The sequence below is a fragment of the Lentiprolixibacter aurantiacus genome (genome assembly GCF_026241225.1).
Lineage (GTDB): Bacteria > Bacteroidota > Bacteroidia > Flavobacteriales > Flavobacteriaceae > Lentiprolixibacter > Lentiprolixibacter aurantiacus.
In genome coordinates this window covers 432,225-449,109 of sequence record NZ_JAPFQP010000004.1, presented here as the reverse complement: position 1 = coordinate 449,109, position 16,885 = coordinate 432,225, and the positions used below count along the sequence as shown (strand labels likewise).

Annotated in this window: 15 protein-coding genes and 1 other RNA gene; 8 read left to right on the top strand and 8 right to left on the bottom strand. The window is 45.8% G+C overall.

Features of this window, described 5'->3' with window-relative positions; translation table 11 throughout:
• Nucleotides 1-179: 179 nt before the first annotated feature.
• Both OO016_RS13415 and ssrA read right to left on the bottom strand, forming a co-directional pair.
• Nucleotides 180-425, bottom strand: coding sequence for a GIY-YIG nuclease family protein (locus tag OO016_RS13415; RefSeq protein ID WP_266015007.1), 246 nt, complete (start codon nt 423-425; stop codon nt 180-182).
• A 157-nt stretch (nt 426-582) separates the two neighbouring features.
• Nucleotides 583-979, bottom strand: a transfer-messenger RNA (tmRNA) gene (ssrA, locus tag OO016_RS13410).
• Between the two features lie 140 nt (nt 980-1,119).
• On the opposite strand from ssrA, the gene OO016_RS13405 reads away from it, so the two are divergent.
• The gene (locus OO016_RS13405; RefSeq protein ID WP_266015006.1) at nt 1,120-2,325 is read left to right on the top strand and encodes an NAD(P)-dependent oxidoreductase; all 1,206 of its coding nucleotides are present in this window, start codon (nt 1,120-1,122) and stop codon (nt 2,323-2,325) included.
• 2 nt (nt 2,326-2,327) lie between these two features.
• On the opposite strand, the gene OO016_RS13400 is transcribed toward OO016_RS13405, so the two are convergent.
• The gene (locus OO016_RS13400; RefSeq protein ID WP_266015003.1) at nt 2,328-3,443 is read right to left on the bottom strand and encodes an Sb-PDE family phosphodiesterase; all 1,116 of its coding nucleotides are present in this window, start codon (nt 3,441-3,443) and stop codon (nt 2,328-2,330) included.
• A 182-nt stretch (nt 3,444-3,625) separates the two neighbouring features.
• Between OO016_RS13400 and OO016_RS13395 the strand changes: the two genes are divergently transcribed.
• Together OO016_RS13395 and OO016_RS13390 are read left to right on the top strand one after the other, a co-directional pair.
• Nucleotides 3,626-3,892, top strand: a complete 267-nt coding sequence (locus OO016_RS13395) for a hypothetical protein (protein ID WP_266015000.1) — start codon at nt 3,626-3,628, stop codon at nt 3,890-3,892.
• 83 nt (nt 3,893-3,975) lie between these two features.
• Nucleotides 3,976-4,335: a DUF1801 domain-containing protein gene (locus OO016_RS13390; protein ID WP_266014998.1), complete on the top strand. Its 360-nt coding sequence runs from the start codon at nt 3,976-3,978 to the stop codon at nt 4,333-4,335.
• 15 nt (nt 4,336-4,350) lie between these two features.
• On the opposite strand, the gene kdsA is transcribed toward OO016_RS13390, so the two are convergent.
• Nucleotides 4,351-5,175: a 3-deoxy-8-phosphooctulonate synthase gene (kdsA, locus tag OO016_RS13385; RefSeq protein ID WP_266015510.1), complete on the bottom strand. Its 825-nt coding sequence runs from the start codon at nt 5,173-5,175 to the stop codon at nt 4,351-4,353.
• 143 nt (nt 5,176-5,318) lie between these two features.
• Between kdsA and typA the strand changes: the two genes are divergently transcribed.
• Nucleotides 5,319-7,118 carry a translational GTPase TypA gene (gene typA, locus OO016_RS13380; protein WP_266014996.1) on the top strand — a complete coding sequence of 600 codons (1,800 nt, stop codon included), beginning with the start codon at nt 5,319-5,321 and terminating at the stop codon, nt 7,116-7,118.
• 10 nt (nt 7,119-7,128) lie between these two features.
• Here typA and ppgK read toward each other — a convergent pair whose 3' ends face one another.
• The 3 genes from ppgK to OO016_RS13365 form a co-directional block, all read right to left on the bottom strand.
• The gene (gene ppgK, locus OO016_RS13375; protein WP_266014993.1) at nt 7,129-7,878 is read right to left on the bottom strand and encodes a polyphosphate--glucose phosphotransferase; all 750 of its coding nucleotides are present in this window, start codon (nt 7,876-7,878) and stop codon (nt 7,129-7,131) included.
• Between the two features lie 80 nt (nt 7,879-7,958).
• Entirely contained in the window at nt 7,959-8,771 is an 813-nt protein-coding gene (locus OO016_RS13370) for an NUDIX hydrolase (protein WP_266014991.1), read from the bottom strand.
• 15 nt (nt 8,772-8,786) lie between these two features.
• Nucleotides 8,787-9,470 (bottom strand): cell division ATP-binding protein FtsE, encoded by a 684-nt coding sequence (locus OO016_RS13365; protein WP_266014989.1) that lies wholly within the window; start codon nt 9,468-9,470, stop codon nt 8,787-8,789.
• Between the two features lie 149 nt (nt 9,471-9,619).
• Between OO016_RS13365 and OO016_RS13360 the strand changes: the two genes are divergently transcribed.
• The 4 genes from OO016_RS13360 to OO016_RS13345 all read left to right on the top strand — a co-directional run bounded on the left by OO016_RS13360 (nt 9,620) and on the right by OO016_RS13345 (nt 16,189).
• Complete coding sequence (locus tag OO016_RS13360; protein WP_266014986.1) at nt 9,620-12,640, top strand: tetratricopeptide repeat protein; 3,021 nt, start codon at nt 9,620-9,622, stop codon at nt 12,638-12,640.
• Nucleotides 12,641-12,653: 13 nt separating this feature from the next.
• Complete coding sequence (locus OO016_RS13355) at nt 12,654-14,405, top strand: TonB-dependent receptor (RefSeq protein WP_266014983.1); 1,752 nt, start codon at nt 12,654-12,656, stop codon at nt 14,403-14,405.
• A gap of 136 nt (nt 14,406-14,541) precedes the next feature.
• Nucleotides 14,542-15,654 (top strand): OmpA family protein, encoded by a 1,113-nt coding sequence (locus OO016_RS13350; RefSeq protein ID WP_266014980.1) that lies wholly within the window; start codon nt 14,542-14,544, stop codon nt 15,652-15,654.
• A gap of 127 nt (nt 15,655-15,781) precedes the next feature.
• The gene (locus OO016_RS13345; protein WP_266014977.1) at nt 15,782-16,189 is read left to right on the top strand and encodes a hypothetical protein; all 408 of its coding nucleotides are present in this window, start codon (nt 15,782-15,784) and stop codon (nt 16,187-16,189) included.
• 112 nt (nt 16,190-16,301) lie between these two features.
• Here the strand turns inward: OO016_RS13345 and OO016_RS13340 are convergent, their stop codons facing one another.
• On the bottom strand, nt 16,302-16,841 hold the full coding sequence (locus OO016_RS13340; RefSeq protein WP_266014974.1) for a DUF2911 domain-containing protein: 540 nt from the start codon (nt 16,839-16,841) through the stop codon (nt 16,302-16,304).
• Nucleotides 16,842-16,885 lie beyond the last annotated feature (44 nt).

Here is a 16,885-nt window from a genome sequence, read left to right as displayed (position 1 = left end):
TTGTAAATAAAACAAACTTTTGCTTACCCAAAAAGTAACTGAAAATTAGGGAATTTCTGGCAGATTTTTAATTAAGAACCGTGATTATTCAAGGCCTGGATCTATGGATGGGATTACCTCCGGTGATCCCTTGGGTTCCCGTCCTGCAAATACAACTGCCTGAGCTCTTTTCAGCTGGTTTAGATCAAGCGCTTATTTCTAAAGGCGATACCTGATCCAGACTTCAAATAACGTTCATAGTCATAGGCCTTTATAACCTCCTTAAAAAAGACTACATGAATGAGTTTTACAGGGAGTTTGTCCCGGGTGAAAGATACCTCTCCACGTCTATGTGCTCTTAATCTATTACCTAGATTTCTGGAAAACCCGGTGTAGTATTGACCATTCTTGCATTCTAAAATATAGACTGCGTAGGGTAAAATCATCAAAAATCTATTTGTTTGGAAAGATGCATGTGAGAAATGAAAAGATCAAGCGTTAGCCCTCCTTCGCTTTCGCTTTTGCTCAAGCTTCGGAGGACAGGGAGGTAATAAAAAATAAAGCCCTCCTTCGCTTTCGCTGAGCTCAAGCTTCGGAGGGCGTAGGTGGAGCCGGAGGGATTCGAACCCTCGTCCAAACAAGCAATTACCATGCTTTCTACATGCTTAGTTTCTGTTCGGTTTTCGATGTGTAACTGACCAAAAACCGCCTATTACACACTTAGCTTCTTAAGGTCAACCTGCTTATCGAAGCGCAAAGCAGGCGGTGTTGACTTTTCTGGTGCCCCTAAAAAGATCGCCGTCAACAAGGGCTATCCAGGGACATCTCGCTTCTCTGCCTTGCAGAGACGAGGCTAAATCCTACTATAATTCAGATTAAGCGGCAAGAGCGTAATTAGATTCGCCATTTAAAAGTGTGAAACATGAGATTTACGAGCTGTATCCCAGCGCTCGGCATGCTTACATAGCCATTGGTCTCGCTGTCAAAACCAGTCGGCCCCATATTGTTAAAGAACGTCAATTCACAAAAAGGATTGCGAAGTTAGGAAAAATCTATCCTATGTAACTTTAGTGAAGGAGGAATTTGCCTGTCCTTCGAAATCCACGTAATTTCGAGCAAATTTTATACCAAATCCCTTTTATGCATTTCGGAATCATCAGAGAACGGAAAAACCCTCCTGACCAGCGCGTAGTGCTGTCTCCCGGAGCCTGCCAAAAAGTCCTGTCGGCTTTCCCGAAGGCACATATTACTGTGGAATCTTCCCCAATCCGGGCATTTAGCGACCAGGATTATAAAGATGCCGGTATCACGGTTGCATCCAGCGTTGCGGAGTGTGATGTACTGCTCGGGGTAAAGGAAGTGCCCATTGAAGCTCTGATACCGGATAAAAAGTACTTTTTTTTCTCCCACACCATTAAAAAGCAACCCTATAACCGGGATTTGTTAAGGTCAATCCTCGAGAAGAACATTGAACTCTATGACCATGAAGTAATTGCCAACGCCAAGGGTGTTCGTCTTGTCGCTTTTGGGCGCTATGCGGGAATCGTGGGTGCCTACAATGGTTTCCGTGCTTATGGCCTGAAAACCGGCATTTATGAATTGCCATTTGCCCATACCTTGAAGGACCAGCATGCACTGATCTCGGAACTCCAGCGTTTAGAACTTCCCCCAATCAAGGTGCTGCTTACAGGTAAGGGACGCGTGGGCAACGGTGCCAGGGAAATGCTGGTCGGTATGGGGTTAAGGGAAGTAAACGTTAAACAGTACCTTGAAGAGCAGTTCAAAGAACCGGTATTCTGCCAGATTGATGTACTGGATTACAATAAACGCAAAGACGGACAAGAACTGCCCATAAAAGATTTTTTCAATCATCCCGAGGACTACGTATCCGATTTCTTTCGCTTTGCCAAAGTGACCAACCTTTACATCGCCGGACATTTTTATGGTGATGGAGCGCCTTATTTGTACACCAGAGAAGATGTCCGAAATCCTGAATTCCGAATTGAAACAGTGGCCGATATCAGTTGCGATATTGACGGTCCGGTTGCTACAACCATAAGGGCTTCAACCATTGCCGATCCCATTTATGGGTTTGACAGGAATACGGGAGAGGAGATTGATTTCAAAGATCCCAATGCCGTTGCCGTTATGGCCGTGGACAACCTGCCTGCTGAATTGCCTAGGGATGCAAGCGAAGGCTTTGGAGACACCTTTGTGGAACATGTGATCCCCGCATTCTTCAACGGGGATAGGGATGGGATACTCGAACGTGCCCGAATGACGCAGAATGGTAAACTCACTCCCCGTTATGCCTACCTGCAGGATTATGTAGATGATAAAAAGTAAACCTATCTTAAGGTAATCTCCCAGTCAATTACCGGCTGGGTCCTTGGCGCCGTGTATGCACCAAGGGCCTTCAGGGAAAGGGTTAGCTTATCCAGCTCTTCAAGTGTTTTGATGTTGAGGGTTTTGCTTTCACCTGCCCTGAGGGTAAACACAGGTGGAGTGGAATAGAAATTATAGGGCATCTGGTTTTCGAACGTCAGATCACTACTCGAATTATTTTCCAAAACTACCCGTGCAATTTGGGTGTCCTCAATATAGTGGGCACTTTTAATTTCTACACATGCTTTTAAGAGTGGTTTGAGGTATACTTCCCGCCCCACCATCAAACTATTGTAAACGGCTACCGTACGCCCGGCAAACAATGCCTCTCTGGTGCTCTCCAGGGTCTTCTCTTTAGCAAATACCAGGGTAATGGGCCTGTGATTTCCTTTTTCCAGATAATCCCAGTCGATCAGTCCATGGATGTCACTGGTTCCCATAATGGTCAGATTATGCTTGAGGGCCAGGGCAAGGGATTCCTCGGCATAATCAAAGGTGTTGATCACCTCTATTCCGTGCAGTTCCCCTTTCTCAATGCGTTCCTTTTGAAAATCACTTAAAATGGGATTCCCACTTGGACTTTGGTCGTACCAGGCAGGGTGGTTCCAGAAGACAAAAGCGCCCTGCTCATTGGCTTCCCTGAATGTGGCTTCAGCTTTATCATTCAGCAGTTTGTTGGCGTCCTGGATAAAGACCGCATTGCTGTGGCCTATGGGTTCACTCCTGGTTATTTCCGAGCCATTTATGATTAGCAACCCATGTTCTTTTGCCTCGTCTAGGGCAAGTTCATAGGAACGATTCCGGTCAGGGTGTGGTATATCTGCCTTATGTGGCTGATATTCCAGATGTTCGGTAAGCGATATCACATCCAGGTTCTCCCTGAGCGCCTCCATTACCCTGATACTGGGCCATACTTCCCCGTCGGAAAAAACACTGTGCTGGTGCAAATCTGTTTTCAGGGTGACATACCCTTCAATATTAGGATAGTGCAGAGCGCGCATGCCCTGGTGACTGTGCGACTGTGCATAGCTTTCCAGAAAAACAAGCATGAGCAGGAGGAAAAGAAGGAATCTTGACATGGTACTTTGTTTAAATCTTAAATAAATATAGGTAACCTGGTAATAACCCGGCCCTGGCAGATTTTATCAAATGGTTATCAATAAATACGGCAATAGTTTCCCTTTGTCGGATAATCCTTTTTATACTTCCATCAAACTACATAAAATCATTATATTGGAAAGCTGTTGCAACCATTGCCACAATGAAATTTAACTGGATTTCTGAAAAAGAAATAGACGATTCCCTGCGAAAGTCTTGCATTGATCTGGAGTATCTTTTGCGCCCAAAGATTACACGTTTCCTTATGGATCACCTGGAATACGAGTGCAAGGGCGATTTTTCATCTTTTCATTTTGACGTGGACCTCAATTTGGGCAAATTGCACATCAGTCATAAAACCCCGTTACGGCTAAGTCAGAAAATAATGGCGGATTTCCAAAGGGAGTTAGGCACATTAAGCTTCCAGTAAATTGACCCGGCATCATAATTTCCGTTTTCAACCCTGAAACCAATGGAAATGTTATCTTTTTCCAAACTTTATTCCATTTAAAAATGAATCCAGCCGAATCCTATATTCTGGAAAAACCTGAACCATTTCGGGCCATTCTGCTTCACCTGCAGGTAGTGATAGAAAACACGGTGCCCGGACTGGAACTCAAATACAAGTACCGAATCCCTTTCTACTATTGGCAGGGAAAGCCTTTTTGTTACCTGAATCAATCCCGGGATTACGTTGACCTGGGTTTGGCTTCATCGGCCCACCTCAATGTGCATCTGGAACATATGATTACGAAAGGGAGGAAGGTAATGCGCTCCCTCAGGTACACTTCTCTTGAAGAGATTGATGAAAAAATCCTTGTTGAGGTACTCCAGGATGCCTATTCTGTTAGGGACAAAGGTTTCCGCAAATAAGAATAATAGAAAGGACTAACTGTCTATCTCGTTGATGGTTTTCCGCAGTTTAACCAGATCGGCAAGTAAGGGCTCCAGCAGGTCCAGATGCAACATGTTGGCCCCATCGCTTTTGGCATTCGCCGGATCAAAATGTGTTTCCATGAACAGTCCGTCCACCCCTGTGGCAATTCCTGCCCGTGCCATGGTGGCTATTAAGGCAGGTCGGCCACCCGTAACTCCTGAAGCCTGGTTAGGTTGCTGCAGGGAATGGGTAACATCCAGGACAACGGGCGCATATTGCTTCATGGTCGGTACACCCCGAAAATCAACGATCATATCCTGATACCCAAACATGGTACCCCGGTCGGTGATCATTACTTGTTCGTTGCCGGAGTCCGTTACTTTTCTAACCGCGTGCTGCATGCTCTCAGGGCTCATGAATTGTCCCTTTTTTAAGTTTACGGTTTTACCTGTCTGGGCGGCGGCAACTACCAGGTCTGTTTGCCTTACCAGGAATGCCGGGATCTGCAGTACATCTACATATTCGGCAGCCAGCTCGGCATCTGAAGCTTCATGGATATCGGTTACAGTAGGTACTGAAAACGTCTCTGAAACTTTTCTGAGTATCTTCAACGCCTTCTCATCGCCAATTCCGGTAAAGGAATCCACGCGACTGCGGTTGGCTTTTTTGAAACTCCCTTTGAACACATAGGGGATCTTTAATTTATCTGTTACCGCAACGATACGTTCGGCAATACGAAGGGCCATGTCTTCTCCTTCAATGGCACATGGGCCGGATAACAGGAAAAAATTAGATCCTTCTGCAAACTTTAGGTTGGGAATACGCGCTAATTCCATCTGCGAAATTTTTGGCAAAGGTAGGGATTTGGCCCCTAACAATTATATATAACACTGGCAGAGAGAACAAGTCTAACTTTTTAATTCACTGTGTTTCTTGTGACTAAATAAGGACTATCTTTGCGGCCTTAAAAGGTACGCCCATGTCAAATATGAAGAACATCGCCATTATTGCACACGTAGATCACGGTAAAACTACGCTGGTAGACAAGATCTTACATTTCTGCAAATTGTTTAGGGAAAATGAAAAGACAGGCGAACTGATCCTGGATAATAACGATCTGGAGCGCGAGCGCGGGATCACTATTGTATCCAAGAATGTATCGGTCAATTACAAAGACACCAAGATCAATATTATTGATACTCCCGGCCACGCCGATTTCGGAGGCGAGGTTGAACGGGTACTCAATATGGCCGATGGGGTTTTGCTTTTGGTTGATGCCTTTGAAGGTCCTATGCCTCAGACCCGATTTGTATTGCAAAAAGCACTGGAAATGGGACTTAAGCCCTGTGTGGTAATTAATAAGGTGGATAAGGAAAACTGTACCCCGGATGAGGTTCATGAGAAGGTATTTGACCTGATGTTTGAATTGGGCGCAGAAGAGTGGCAGCTGGATTTTCCGGTAGTTTATGGTTCAGCCAAAAACAACTGGATGAGCACGGACTGGAAAAATGAAACCACATCCATTGAGCCTCTGCTGGAAATGGTCCTGGAACACATACCTAGTTTTACCGCATTGCCGGGAACAACTCAGTTGCTGATTACCTCTCTGGACTTCTCTTCCTTTACCGGTCGGATAGCCATAGGCAGGCTACAGCGGGGTAGCCTGAAGGAGGGTCAGATGGTGTCACTGGTTAAGCGCGATGGAAAGGTAGTAAAGTCCAAAGTGAAAGAACTTTTCACTTTTGAAGGCCTTGGCCGGAAGAAGGTTGAAGAGGTTACCGCAGGGGATATCTGTGCGATTACCGGGCTGGAGGGCTTTGAAATTGGAGATACGGTTGCTGATGCCGAAGCCCCGGAAGCACTGCAGACCATAGCTATTGATGAGCCCACGATGAGCATGTTGTTCACCATCAATGACAGTCCTTTCTTTGGTAAAGAAGGCAAGTTTGTAACTTCAAGACACCTGAAGGAACGCCTTGAAAGGGAGCTGGAAAAGAATCTCGCACTTCGTGTTGAGGAGACGGATAGTGCCGATAAATTTATGGTTTACGGAAGGGGGGTGCTTCACCTTTCGGTTCTTATCGAAACCATGCGACGTGAGGGGTATGAATTGCAGATCGGACAGCCCCAGGTAATTATTCGGGAGCTGGACGGTGTGAAATGCGAACCGGTAGAGCAACTGACTATCGACCTGCCTGAGGAGGTGTCCGGGAAGGCGGTGGAAATGGTTTCTATCAGAAAAGGTGAACTGATCAGCATGGAGTCCAAGGGAGATCGTATGCTTTGCGAATTTATGATTCCTTCAAGGGGAATCATCGGGCTTCGAAATCAACTGCTTACGGCAACGGCCGGGGAGGCCATCATGGCGCACCGTTTCAGGGAATACCAGCCCATGAAAGGGGACATACCACAAAGGATAAACGGCTCGCTGGTTTCCATGGAAAACGGTAAAGCCATACCTTATTCTATTGATAAAATACAGGAGCGTGGCAGGTTCTTTATTGATCCGGGAGAAGATATTTATGAAGGACAGGTAATAGGTGAGAATTCACGGGGCGACGATATGGTAGTAAACGTTACCAAAACCAAAAAACTCTCCAATGTGCGGGCAGCAGGTTCTGATGATAAAGCCAGGATTGTACCGGCAATCAAATTCTCCCTGGAAGAGGCTCTGGAATATATTCAGAAAGACGAGTATGTGGAAGTAACGCCCAGAAGCCTGAGGTTGCGCAAAATCCACTTGAAGGAAGTAGACCGCAAACGAAACAAGCCTGCCTGAAACAGGGAAATTAATCCTGAGGCATTTCGTGGAGGGCTGCAGCTGCAGCTCCGATAATTCCGGCATGGTTCCGCAGTTCAGCAGGGATAACCGGAGTGTCTATGGTGATATACTTCTTGAAATCCTCAAAGTATTTGGAAGTGCCACCGCCCAGAATAATTAGATCCGGGCAAACGAGCAGCTCCACGAGTTCCAGGAAGACATTAAAGCGCTTTGCCCATTTTTTTATGGATAGTCCCTCGCGTTCCCTGGCAGAGGCTGCTGCCCAGGTTTCAATTTTATCGTATTTCTTGTAGGGGATTTGTCCCAGTTCAAAATTCGGAATGAGCTCCCCATTAAAGAAGGCGCCACTGCCCAGTCCGGTCCCGATGGTTATCATGATCACAAAGCCCTGCTTATCCTTTCCCACCCCATAATTCATTGTGGCATAACCGGCAGCTCCCGCATCGTTGATTACCGATACAGGCAATCCGGTGGCCTCGCTGAAGAGTTCTTTGACATTTACGTTCATCCAGCTTATGTCCAGGTTTCCGGGCGATTTGCACACACCGTGCTTTATGATAGTTGGAAAACCAACTCCCACCGGGCCTTTATGATTGAAGTGGTCTACTATCTGCTTCACTACCTTAGCCATTGCCTTTGGTTTTCTTGAGGCCGGAGTGGGAATCCTGAAGCGTTCGGTAAGCATTTCCCCAGTTACAGAATCTACAATTGCCCCCTTCATTCCCGAACCCCCTATATCAATTCCGAGTATTTCCATTAATTCACAATCTAGTTTGGTTCTTTTGTTTTGTTCAATGCCGGTAAAAGTAACAAATTCTTTGGCAGCAATTTTATATGCTACATTTCTCCCCTTGCCCTGTGATAATGAAAGACCATCTGACCGGCTGGAGATAACCGATACCGTTCCTCATAGGACAACCATTGCAATTCCGCAATCTCAGACTTCGCCTGTAATTCTCCGTTGAATCGGGCCTTATAACAGTGCATGCGAACAATTGCACCCGGAAATTGCATGTCTGCCGGGGCTTCGAAAACCTTTACGAAGACCAAACTCACAGGGTCCAGATTTACATTTAGTTCTTCCCCGATCTCCCGCAGCACGGTTTGTTCATCATTTTCGCCAGGTTCCTTTTTTCCACCTGGGATATAGAAAAGATTCTTACCCTTGCTGCGCACACAAAGCATTTTCTTATCCACAATACAGATCCAGGCAACTTTATCGATAATATGCTCTGTAGGTTCAATATAATAGTCTATAGAATTCAGGCTGTGGTTGGGGTCAATCCGGTCCAGTATCTTGTCTGTAAGTTTTCCAAAGCCCGTAAGTGTCCCCAGTACTTTATTTCGGCCCAGGGCACTGGATATGGTCTCGTCCCGGTTCCCGAATTTATACCCGCCTTTTCCAATCCATAGCAAGTTCAGTAAATGCTGCATGATCACATTGCCCAATTGGTCGATGGAGATGGCAATTTTCAGGCTGTACTCGCCCAGACCGGTTAGTCCTTTCGTAACCAATTTGTAGGCTACTCCATAGGCAAACCCCAGGGGAACGGTCAGGATAAAAAGTATAATGGAGATCAAAAATAACAGCAACCCAATCAGGGGGTTGGCCTTTTTGGGTTCCCTGTTCTCCTGTTTTTTAAGTAGCACGATATGGCGATTGGTTTATACTGCTTTCTGAACCACTTCGAACACTTTTGCCCCGTCACATTTAAGGGTTTTAGCGGGGTATTTGAGGATCAAAGCATAGTCGTGTGTAGCCATAAGGATGGTCCTTCCCGCCTGGTTGATTTCCTGTAGAACCTTCATGACCTCCACACTGGTTTGCGGATCCAGGTTACCTGTGGGTTCATCTGCCAGGATAAGCTCCGGATCGTTCAAAAGTGCCCTGGCGATAGCAATGCGCTGTTGTTCGCCTCCGGATAGTTCATGTGGAAACTTAAACCCCTTTGTTTTCATGCCCACCTTATCCAGCACCTTTTCGATCTGTGCGTCCATTTTGGCCTCATCTTTCCAGCCGGTTGCCTTAAGGACAAAGCGGAGGTTGTTGTTTACATTCCGGTCTGGCAGCAACTTGAAATCCTGGAAAACAATGCCAAGCTTCCTTCTCAGGTATGGGATATCTTTCTCCTTGAGGGTTTTGAGGTTGAAACCCACAATTTCACCTTCTCCTTCTTTCAGAGGCAGATCGGCATACAGGGTCTTCATCAGGCTGCTTTTACCACTGCCGGTTTTTCCTATCAGGTATACAAAGGAGCCCTTTTTAACCTCGAGGTCTACACCTTTGAGAATCATATTGTCCTGCTGGTATACCCCGGCTTCCTGAAGACTTAGAATGCTTTCTGCCATATCCTTAATTGTTGATATAAAAGTAATAAGTTCATTCAGAATTCCTTCGCTGACCTTAGAAATTTCTTTTAATTCAAACCTCCATATACTGGAACACCATATTTGCCGTTATAAGGGGTAATACGGGAATTTTTAGTGTTCAACACGAAATGAAAATGAAAAACACCACAGCATTGCTATGCCTATGGGCTATGGCGTTCTCCCTGGGTGCACAGGAGTCACGGATCTTTACTCATGATCAAAAACGCTACCAGGAAGCACTGGCCCTATACAACAACAAGCAGTACCAGGCAGCTCAAACTATCTTCCAAAAAGTAAAAACTGAAACTCGCGATCCGGAGACGGAGGCGAATAGTGCTTATTACGTAGCCAATGCGGCTGTGCGCCTTAATCAACTGGGGGCTGATGGGCTGATGGAAGATTTTGTGGAGGATTACCCCACTTCCACTAAAAGGAATTCGGCCTTTATGGATGTGGCCGACTACTATTTTGCCAATGGAAAGTATCCCTATGCCCTTAAATGGTACCGTAAGGTAGAAGAGGGTTCTGTGGCACCACGGGACAGGGAAAGATTCAATTTTAACCTCGGGTATGCCCTGTACGCTTCCAAAAAACCCAAAGAAGCAGAACGTTACCTGAACAGGGTGGTAAATTCCCCTGAATACGGATCCCAGGCTAAATACTACCTGGGGTATATCGCCTATCAGCAGGACGACTATGAGCTTGCGAATGAGCGTTTTGATAAAATTACCGACCAGGAGGTGCTCAATGAAAAGCTGTCCTACTACCAGGCCGACATGAACTTCAAGCTGGGCAATTTTCAGGAGGCTATTGATCTGGCCAAAAAGCAACTGGAGCGAGCAGATCGAAAGGAGCTATCGGAACTTAACAAGATAATTGGCGAAAGCTATTTTAACCTGGGTCAGTATAGTACAGCTATTCCGCACCTCGAGGCCTACAAAGGCAAGCGAGGAAAATGGAGCAATACAGATTTCTACCTGCTTGGATACAGCTACTACAAACAGGAGGACTATGCCAATGCCATTCAGCAATTCAATAAAATCATAGGCGGAGAGAACAGTGTCTCCCAGAACGCCTATTATCACCTAGCTGAGTGTTATCTCAAACTGGATAAAAAAGCCGAAGCCCTGAACGCTTTCAGGAATGCTGCCCAAATGGATTTCAATACGGATATCAAAGGGGATGCCTATCTAAATTATGCCAGACTGGGGTATGAAATTGGCAATCCCTACGAAAGTGTTCCCGAAGTACTTCAGCAGTACCTGAAGGACTATCCCGGAGACCCTAACAAGACCGAAATACAGGAGTTACTGGTAGATTCCTTTATTACCTCAGGCAATTTTGCGGGAGCACTGGAACTCCTGGAAAACAACAGGGGTTTTGCCAGTAGGGAAACCTACCAGAAGGTAGCTTATTACCGTGGGATTGAACTTTTTCTGGATACCGATTACACGTCTGCTCTTGAACATTTTGAAAAATCCCTTAAGAGTAGTGAAAACCTTTTGTTTGCAGCACGAGCCCAATACTGGAAGGCAGAATCGGCATACCAGCTCAATCGTTTTGATGAAGCCAGAAGGGGCTATATGCAGTTCTTGAAGAACCCTCAATCTCCCTCCACAGAGGAGTATACCCATGTTTACTACAACCTGGCTTATGCAGCCTTCAAATTGAAAGACTACACGGGCGCCATTCAATATTTTAAGCAGGTCGCCTCTAAGGGCCAGAACGATGAACGAAGATACGATGCACTGGTAAGGATGGGCGACTGCTATTTCGTTACACGGCAGTATAATAATGCCATATCGGCCTATGAGCAGGTAATCCAATCTACAAGCAAGGAACGGGATTATGCCGCCTATCAGAAGGCGATGAGTTATGGGTTTGTGGGTAAATCTGACGAGAAGTTGCGGGAATTGAACCGTTTTGTCAACAGTTACCTCAAATCTTCCTTACGCGATGATGCGATGTTCGAAATGGGCAGCACTTATATAAAACAAAACCAACAGGAGCTTGGACTGCAGGCCTATGAACGCCTGATCGGGGAATTTGCAAGAAGTCCATTCATTCCCAGGGCCATGCTGAGGCAGGGACTGGTGTACTACAACAGCAATCAGAATGAGGAGGCCTTACGCAAGTTCCGATCGGTTGTTGCTACCTATCCGAAGAGCCCGGAATCCCGCCAGGCTGTGGCTACCGCCAAACTGATCTATGTAGATCTCGGGCGCGTTGAAGAATACGCTCAATGGGTAAAAAATATCGATTTTGTTGAGGTAACGGATGCTGAACTGGATAAAGCCACCTTTGAGTCTGCCGAAAAACAACGCATAGAGGGTAAGGCAGAAGCAGCTATCCGCGGATACAACAATTATCTTAAAAACTTCCCCAATGGGTTGTACACAGTGGAGGTGAGCTTCAGATTGGCTCAGTTATATTACGCCGGGGAAGACTGGGATAATGCATTGCCCCGGTACCGCGCAGTGGCCGATGCCGAAGCCAGCTCTTTTTCAGAGCAGGCCCTCACCAGGACCTGCGAACTCCTGCTAAGAACCGGTCGGAACAACGAGGCCGTTCCCTATCTGACCCGCCTGGAAAACATGGCCCAGATCGGCCAGAACAGGACATTTGCCCAATCCAACCTCATGAAGACCTACTACGAACAGGGGGATTACACCAGAACCCTGGAATATGCAGATAAGGTCCTTGCCGCAGGAGATATTGACAATCGGATACGCAGCGATGCCAAGATCATGATAGCCCGGTCGGCCATTAAAACCAATAAGCAGGAGCTTGCCAAACAGGCTTACAGGGAGGTGCTGCCCATTGCCACGGGAGAAATAGCGGCAGAGGCCCTGTATTACGACGCCTATTTCAAAGAAAAGGAAAAAGATTTTGAAGGATCCAATGCGGCAGTACAAAAACTGGCGAGAACCTATCCGGCTTACAGGGAATGGGGAGGTAAAGGCCTTATTATTATGGCCAGGAATTTTTATGCCATGGAAGACGCCTACCAGGCAACCTATATACTGGAAAGCGTAACCAAAAATTTCAAAGAATTCCCGGAGATCGTGGAAGAGGCTTCTGCAGAACTCAATAGGATCAAAACCCTGGAAGCGGAAAGAAATTCATCAATCAATCCCGAAGGAAACTAAAAGCGAACACATCATGAATAAGAATAAGCTATTTCTGCTTATGGCTGTACTGATTTCAGGCACAGTGATCTGTGAAGCACAGGAGACTGAAATTGGTACTGAGGAAGTAACCGTGGTAAAGCCATACGCGCCGTCCGTTTCAGATGCATTCAAGATCAGATCGGTACCGGGCCTCATAGATTCGATCGTCAGAAAGAAAAAAAAGATCAACTACAGCATATTTTCTGTCCCGGTGGCCTCCACCTTCACACCCGCAAAGGGCAGGGCAGCAGGCGTGGAAAAAGCAAGGCCTGAAGAACTCTTTAACTCCTATGCATCTGTTGGCCTCGGAAATTATAACAACGCTCTGGTAGACTTCTATACAAGCAGAGAAATAGATCGTGGGAATCAGCGCCTGGACATTGGCTTGAATCACTTTTCCTCTCGCGGGGATATAGACGATACGCCCCTCAACACTGATTTTTACAACACGGACCTGGCTGCCTATTACACCAAGAACGACCGTAATTACAGCTGGGGCGCCAACCTGGGTGCAAATCACAGCCTGTACAACTGGTATGGACTTCCTGAAACGGTTAATGATCCGATTATAATTGAGGGAATTGACGAGAAGCAGCAGTATTTTACTCTTGAGGCAGGAGCCTACTTGAAAATGGAAGAATCATCAGTTAAAAAAGCGGAAGTTCAATTACGACGTTTTTGGGATGATGTGGAATCTGCCGAGAACCGACTGGTTTTCCAGACTGTGCTGGAATTCCCGGTAACGGAAGAGAACCTGACAGTAGCGGCCGGGCTAGATTACCTTGGGGGAAGTTTTCAAAATGCCCTGATCAGTAATTTTCAAAATCTTGAGGGTATTGATTACGGATTTATGCAGGCCAATATTAATCCCAGCCTGAATATATTGAGGGACAACCTAACATTGAACCTCGGAGCCAATATTACCTATGGCCTCGATACTGAGAACAGTGAGAGTAATTTTTATATCTACCCTGCTGTGAGAGCCTCATACCGCTTGCTGGATGAGGTTGCTATAGCCTATGGTGGAGTGGAGGGGGAGCTTCGCCAGAATTCCTATCATGGATTTGTTTCGGAGAATCCGTTTTTGGCGCCCGCTCTGGTAATTCAACCCACAGACCATCAGTATGATGCTTATGTAGGACTTAAAGGCCAGTTACTTCCTAATCTGAGTTATAATATCAAAGGTTCTTATACGGCAGAAAACAGGCGACCCCTATTTAAACTGACCCCTGAGAATGCTTTCAGGAATGATGAAAAGGCCTATTTCTACGGAAATTCCTTTGAATTGTTTTACGACGATATCAAGACCCTTGGGATATTCGGAGAAATTAATCTGGATGTGAACCGAAATTTTAGCCTGGGATTAAATGCTGAGATATTCGATTACGATACCGAAACGGATAACCCCGCATGGAACCTTCCCAATATACAGGGATCCCTTTTTATGGATTACCAGATCGGGGAAAAGTGGTTCCTTGGAGCCAACCTTTTCTATGTTGGCGAACGGGAAGATATAAGCGCGCAGGTAGTGCAGAATGTACAACCTCAGGATTTCCCTTCATCAATAATTCAGTTGGATGGATTTTTTGATGCCAATGCACATTTAGGTTACCGCTTTAACAATCAGCTGTCCATATTTGCCAAGGCAAGCAACCTGGCCAATAATCAATATCAGCGCTGGGCCAATTTCAGGGTACAGGGATTACAGGTCCTTGCCGGAGCCACCTACAAATTTGATTTTTAGACATCACCTTTTTAGACCAGATTTACGATTTTATAAATTTTACCGTTCGTTTGTCGCCGAAGGAATCCATTTAACCGGAACAAGTATGGGTTTCCATGCCTAAATCCCTACATTAGAGTTGGTTAAGCCAATTATCTTGAATTCGCTGAGTACAAAATTAATAGGGACCTTTACTTTTGCCCTGCTTTGCCTGTTTTGTCAGGCTCAAAACCTGGTCCAGAACCCCAGTTTTGAAAAATTTGAGCAATGTCCTGTGAAATTGGGTAATCTCAATACTGATGTAGTGCAATGGTCGACCCCCACTTTGGGTTCCACGGATTATTTCCACAGTTGTAGCATACATATGGGTACCCCAAAAAATTTTAACGGGGAGCAGGCAGCAAAATTTGGTTCCGGATATTCGGGTTTATACCTCTATGCCCCGGACGACTACAGGGAATATCTTCAAGGCGAGCTCATCGGGACACTGGAAAAAGGAAAACAATACGAGCTCTCATTTTTCATCAGTCTGGCAGAACGCTCAGATTTTGCTATCCGGGAATTTGGTGTGCTATTTACAGACAATCCTCTGAAATTTGAGACCAAAAGGAATATTTCAAGGAAAGTCCGCTACAGTGAAGCCAACAACCGGTATCACTATCTTCGTATTCCTGATTCGGAATTTTTCAGGGACACCCAGGACTGGGTTGAAGTAAGGACCACTTTTGAGGCCAAAGGGACGGAGCGCTTTATGATCCTGGGGAATTTTGAAAATAACGCAGCAACCTTGACAACTAAAAGGAAGCGCTTAGCCAGACAGGGGGCTTATTATTACCTGGATAGGGTTTCCCTTAGCAGCCCTGGCAAATCCGGAACCGTAACAGAGGCTTCCGTCCCAATAGAAGACGAGGTTGCATATGAACTGGGTGAGGAGCATACCTTTAAAAATGTACTGTTTGCATTTGATGAGTACCACCTTGATTCTGAAGCCCGGGAAGAAGTTCTAACCGTCTATAACTACCTGGCGAAGCATCCCACCTATCAAATTACGGTGCACGGGCATACGGATAATGTAGGCACAGCTACCTATAATCAACGCCTGTCTGAAAGAAGGAGCGAAGCTGTCGCCAGGGAATTGAGGAGATTGGGGCTACCTAAAAGCAGAATCAGCTGGTCTGGCAAAGGAGGCCGAGAACCGCTGGCATCCAATGATTCCGAGGAAGGCCGACAAGAAAACCGGCGGGTATCCTTTTTCCTTAGCAATGAATAATGCTTTTAAAAACCTGGTATTCTGATAATGAACCCGGTAGGGCTTAAAAATCGCTCTTTGGGAAAAAATATCAGGCCGATATGGTAGATTTATTTCTTACATTTAAAGAAATAAAAACAGCTGTATCATGAAGAAATTATTCCATTTTGGAGTTCTGCTCCTTGCCCTTTTAGTTTTTGTCCCCGCCGCGGGGCGAAATGATATCCCTGACACTGCTGAGAATGATATCCCGATAATATCCAAGAAAAAATGGGTGGGGATTTGGGATTATACCGTTTCCGATGTGCCACCGGAATATACCAATGGGCAGATACATGTTACCAAATCTGGAAGGGATTACCTGGTGGAATTGGTTATGGAATACGGAAAGTTGTCAGGGAAGTCTGTGATGCTGAAAAGCAAGGTGTTATATTTTGAAGTAGACCTGGATGGTGCCCCTATAAAAATTACCATAAACCGGGAAGATGACTCCATAAGCGGTGAAGCCTCTACTCCGGATGGAGTGTTCTTTCTGGAAGGACAACGCCGGGAGTAAGGTTCATTAAGAACAGGATCTGTCTCCTAACTCACTAAACATAAAACTCAGGATAGTAGAAATAAAAAAACCGGGAAAGCTCCCGGTTTTTCTGTATTCTAGGAAATTTCACTTACATCTTGATGGGTACGGCTACTCTTGTGGTTCCCCATCCCATTACAAGGTGAACGCCGTTATCTACTTCTTTGAAGGCCATTGAAAAGGCTTCCAGGGATTCCCCATCACTGCTCACACCGGCCATGGCACGGGCAATATCAGCTCCTTCGTCATAGGAATAGGCTCCCCACTGATTGAGGTTCTTATTGAGGATCACAGTCCATTGTGATTCTCCGGGAATCGTAAACAAGGAATAAGTACCTGCCTTAACAGCTGTATCGCCAAAGGTAACGTCTTTGTAGAAGGTGATCTCTACAGCCTCATTGGCTCCGGTCCTCCAGACTTTGCCGGCAGGGGCCAATTCGGAAAGAGACCTTCCTTTGAGTTGTGGCCTGCTGTAGATCACACGAACGGCTTTTTCGGATACGCGATAGCTAGATGGATAAGAGGCAATATCAGCCGGACTTTTGTCCAGTCCGCTGAATTTCTGTGCTGTAAGAGAGGTGGTGAATACCAGGGCCAGGGTGAAAATGGCCAGTGTAAATACTTTTTTCATGGATAATGGATTTGTTTAAGTGATAAAACTACTTTGTTTTTGTG

What these genes read in the sequence shown, in the direction of transcription:
- OO016_RS13415 (WP_266015007.1), bottom strand. Translation starts at nt 425, where the DNA reads ATGATTTTACCCTACGCAGTCTATATTTTAGAATGCAAGAATGGTCAA.
- OO016_RS13405 (WP_266015006.1), top strand. Translation starts at nt 1,120, where the DNA reads ATGCATTTCGGAATCATCAGAGAACGGAAAAACCCTCCTGACCAGCGC.
- OO016_RS13400 (WP_266015003.1), bottom strand. Translation starts at nt 3,443, where the DNA reads ATGTCAAGATTCCTTCTTTTCCTCCTGCTCATGCTTGTTTTTCTGGAA.
- OO016_RS13395 (WP_266015000.1), top strand. Translation starts at nt 3,626, where the DNA reads ATGAAATTTAACTGGATTTCTGAAAAAGAAATAGACGATTCCCTGCGA.
- OO016_RS13390 (WP_266014998.1), top strand. Translation starts at nt 3,976, where the DNA reads ATGAATCCAGCCGAATCCTATATTCTGGAAAAACCTGAACCATTTCGG.
- kdsA (WP_266015510.1), bottom strand. Translation starts at nt 5,175, where the DNA reads ATGGAATTAGCGCGTATTCCCAACCTAAAGTTTGCAGAAGGATCTAAT.
- typA (WP_266014996.1), top strand. Translation starts at nt 5,319, where the DNA reads ATGTCAAATATGAAGAACATCGCCATTATTGCACACGTAGATCACGGT.
- ppgK (WP_266014993.1), bottom strand. Translation starts at nt 7,878, where the DNA reads ATGGAAATACTCGGAATTGATATAGGGGGTTCGGGAATGAAGGGGGCA.
- OO016_RS13365 (WP_266014989.1), bottom strand. Translation starts at nt 9,470, where the DNA reads ATGGCAGAAAGCATTCTAAGTCTTCAGGAAGCCGGGGTATACCAGCAG.
- OO016_RS13360 (WP_266014986.1), top strand. Translation starts at nt 9,620, where the DNA reads ATGAAAATGAAAAACACCACAGCATTGCTATGCCTATGGGCTATGGCG.
- OO016_RS13355 (WP_266014983.1), top strand. Translation starts at nt 12,654, where the DNA reads ATGAATAAGAATAAGCTATTTCTGCTTATGGCTGTACTGATTTCAGGC.
- OO016_RS13345 (WP_266014977.1), top strand. Translation starts at nt 15,782, where the DNA reads ATGAAGAAATTATTCCATTTTGGAGTTCTGCTCCTTGCCCTTTTAGTT.
- OO016_RS13340 (WP_266014974.1), bottom strand. Translation starts at nt 16,841, where the DNA reads ATGAAAAAAGTATTTACACTGGCCATTTTCACCCTGGCCCTGGTATTC.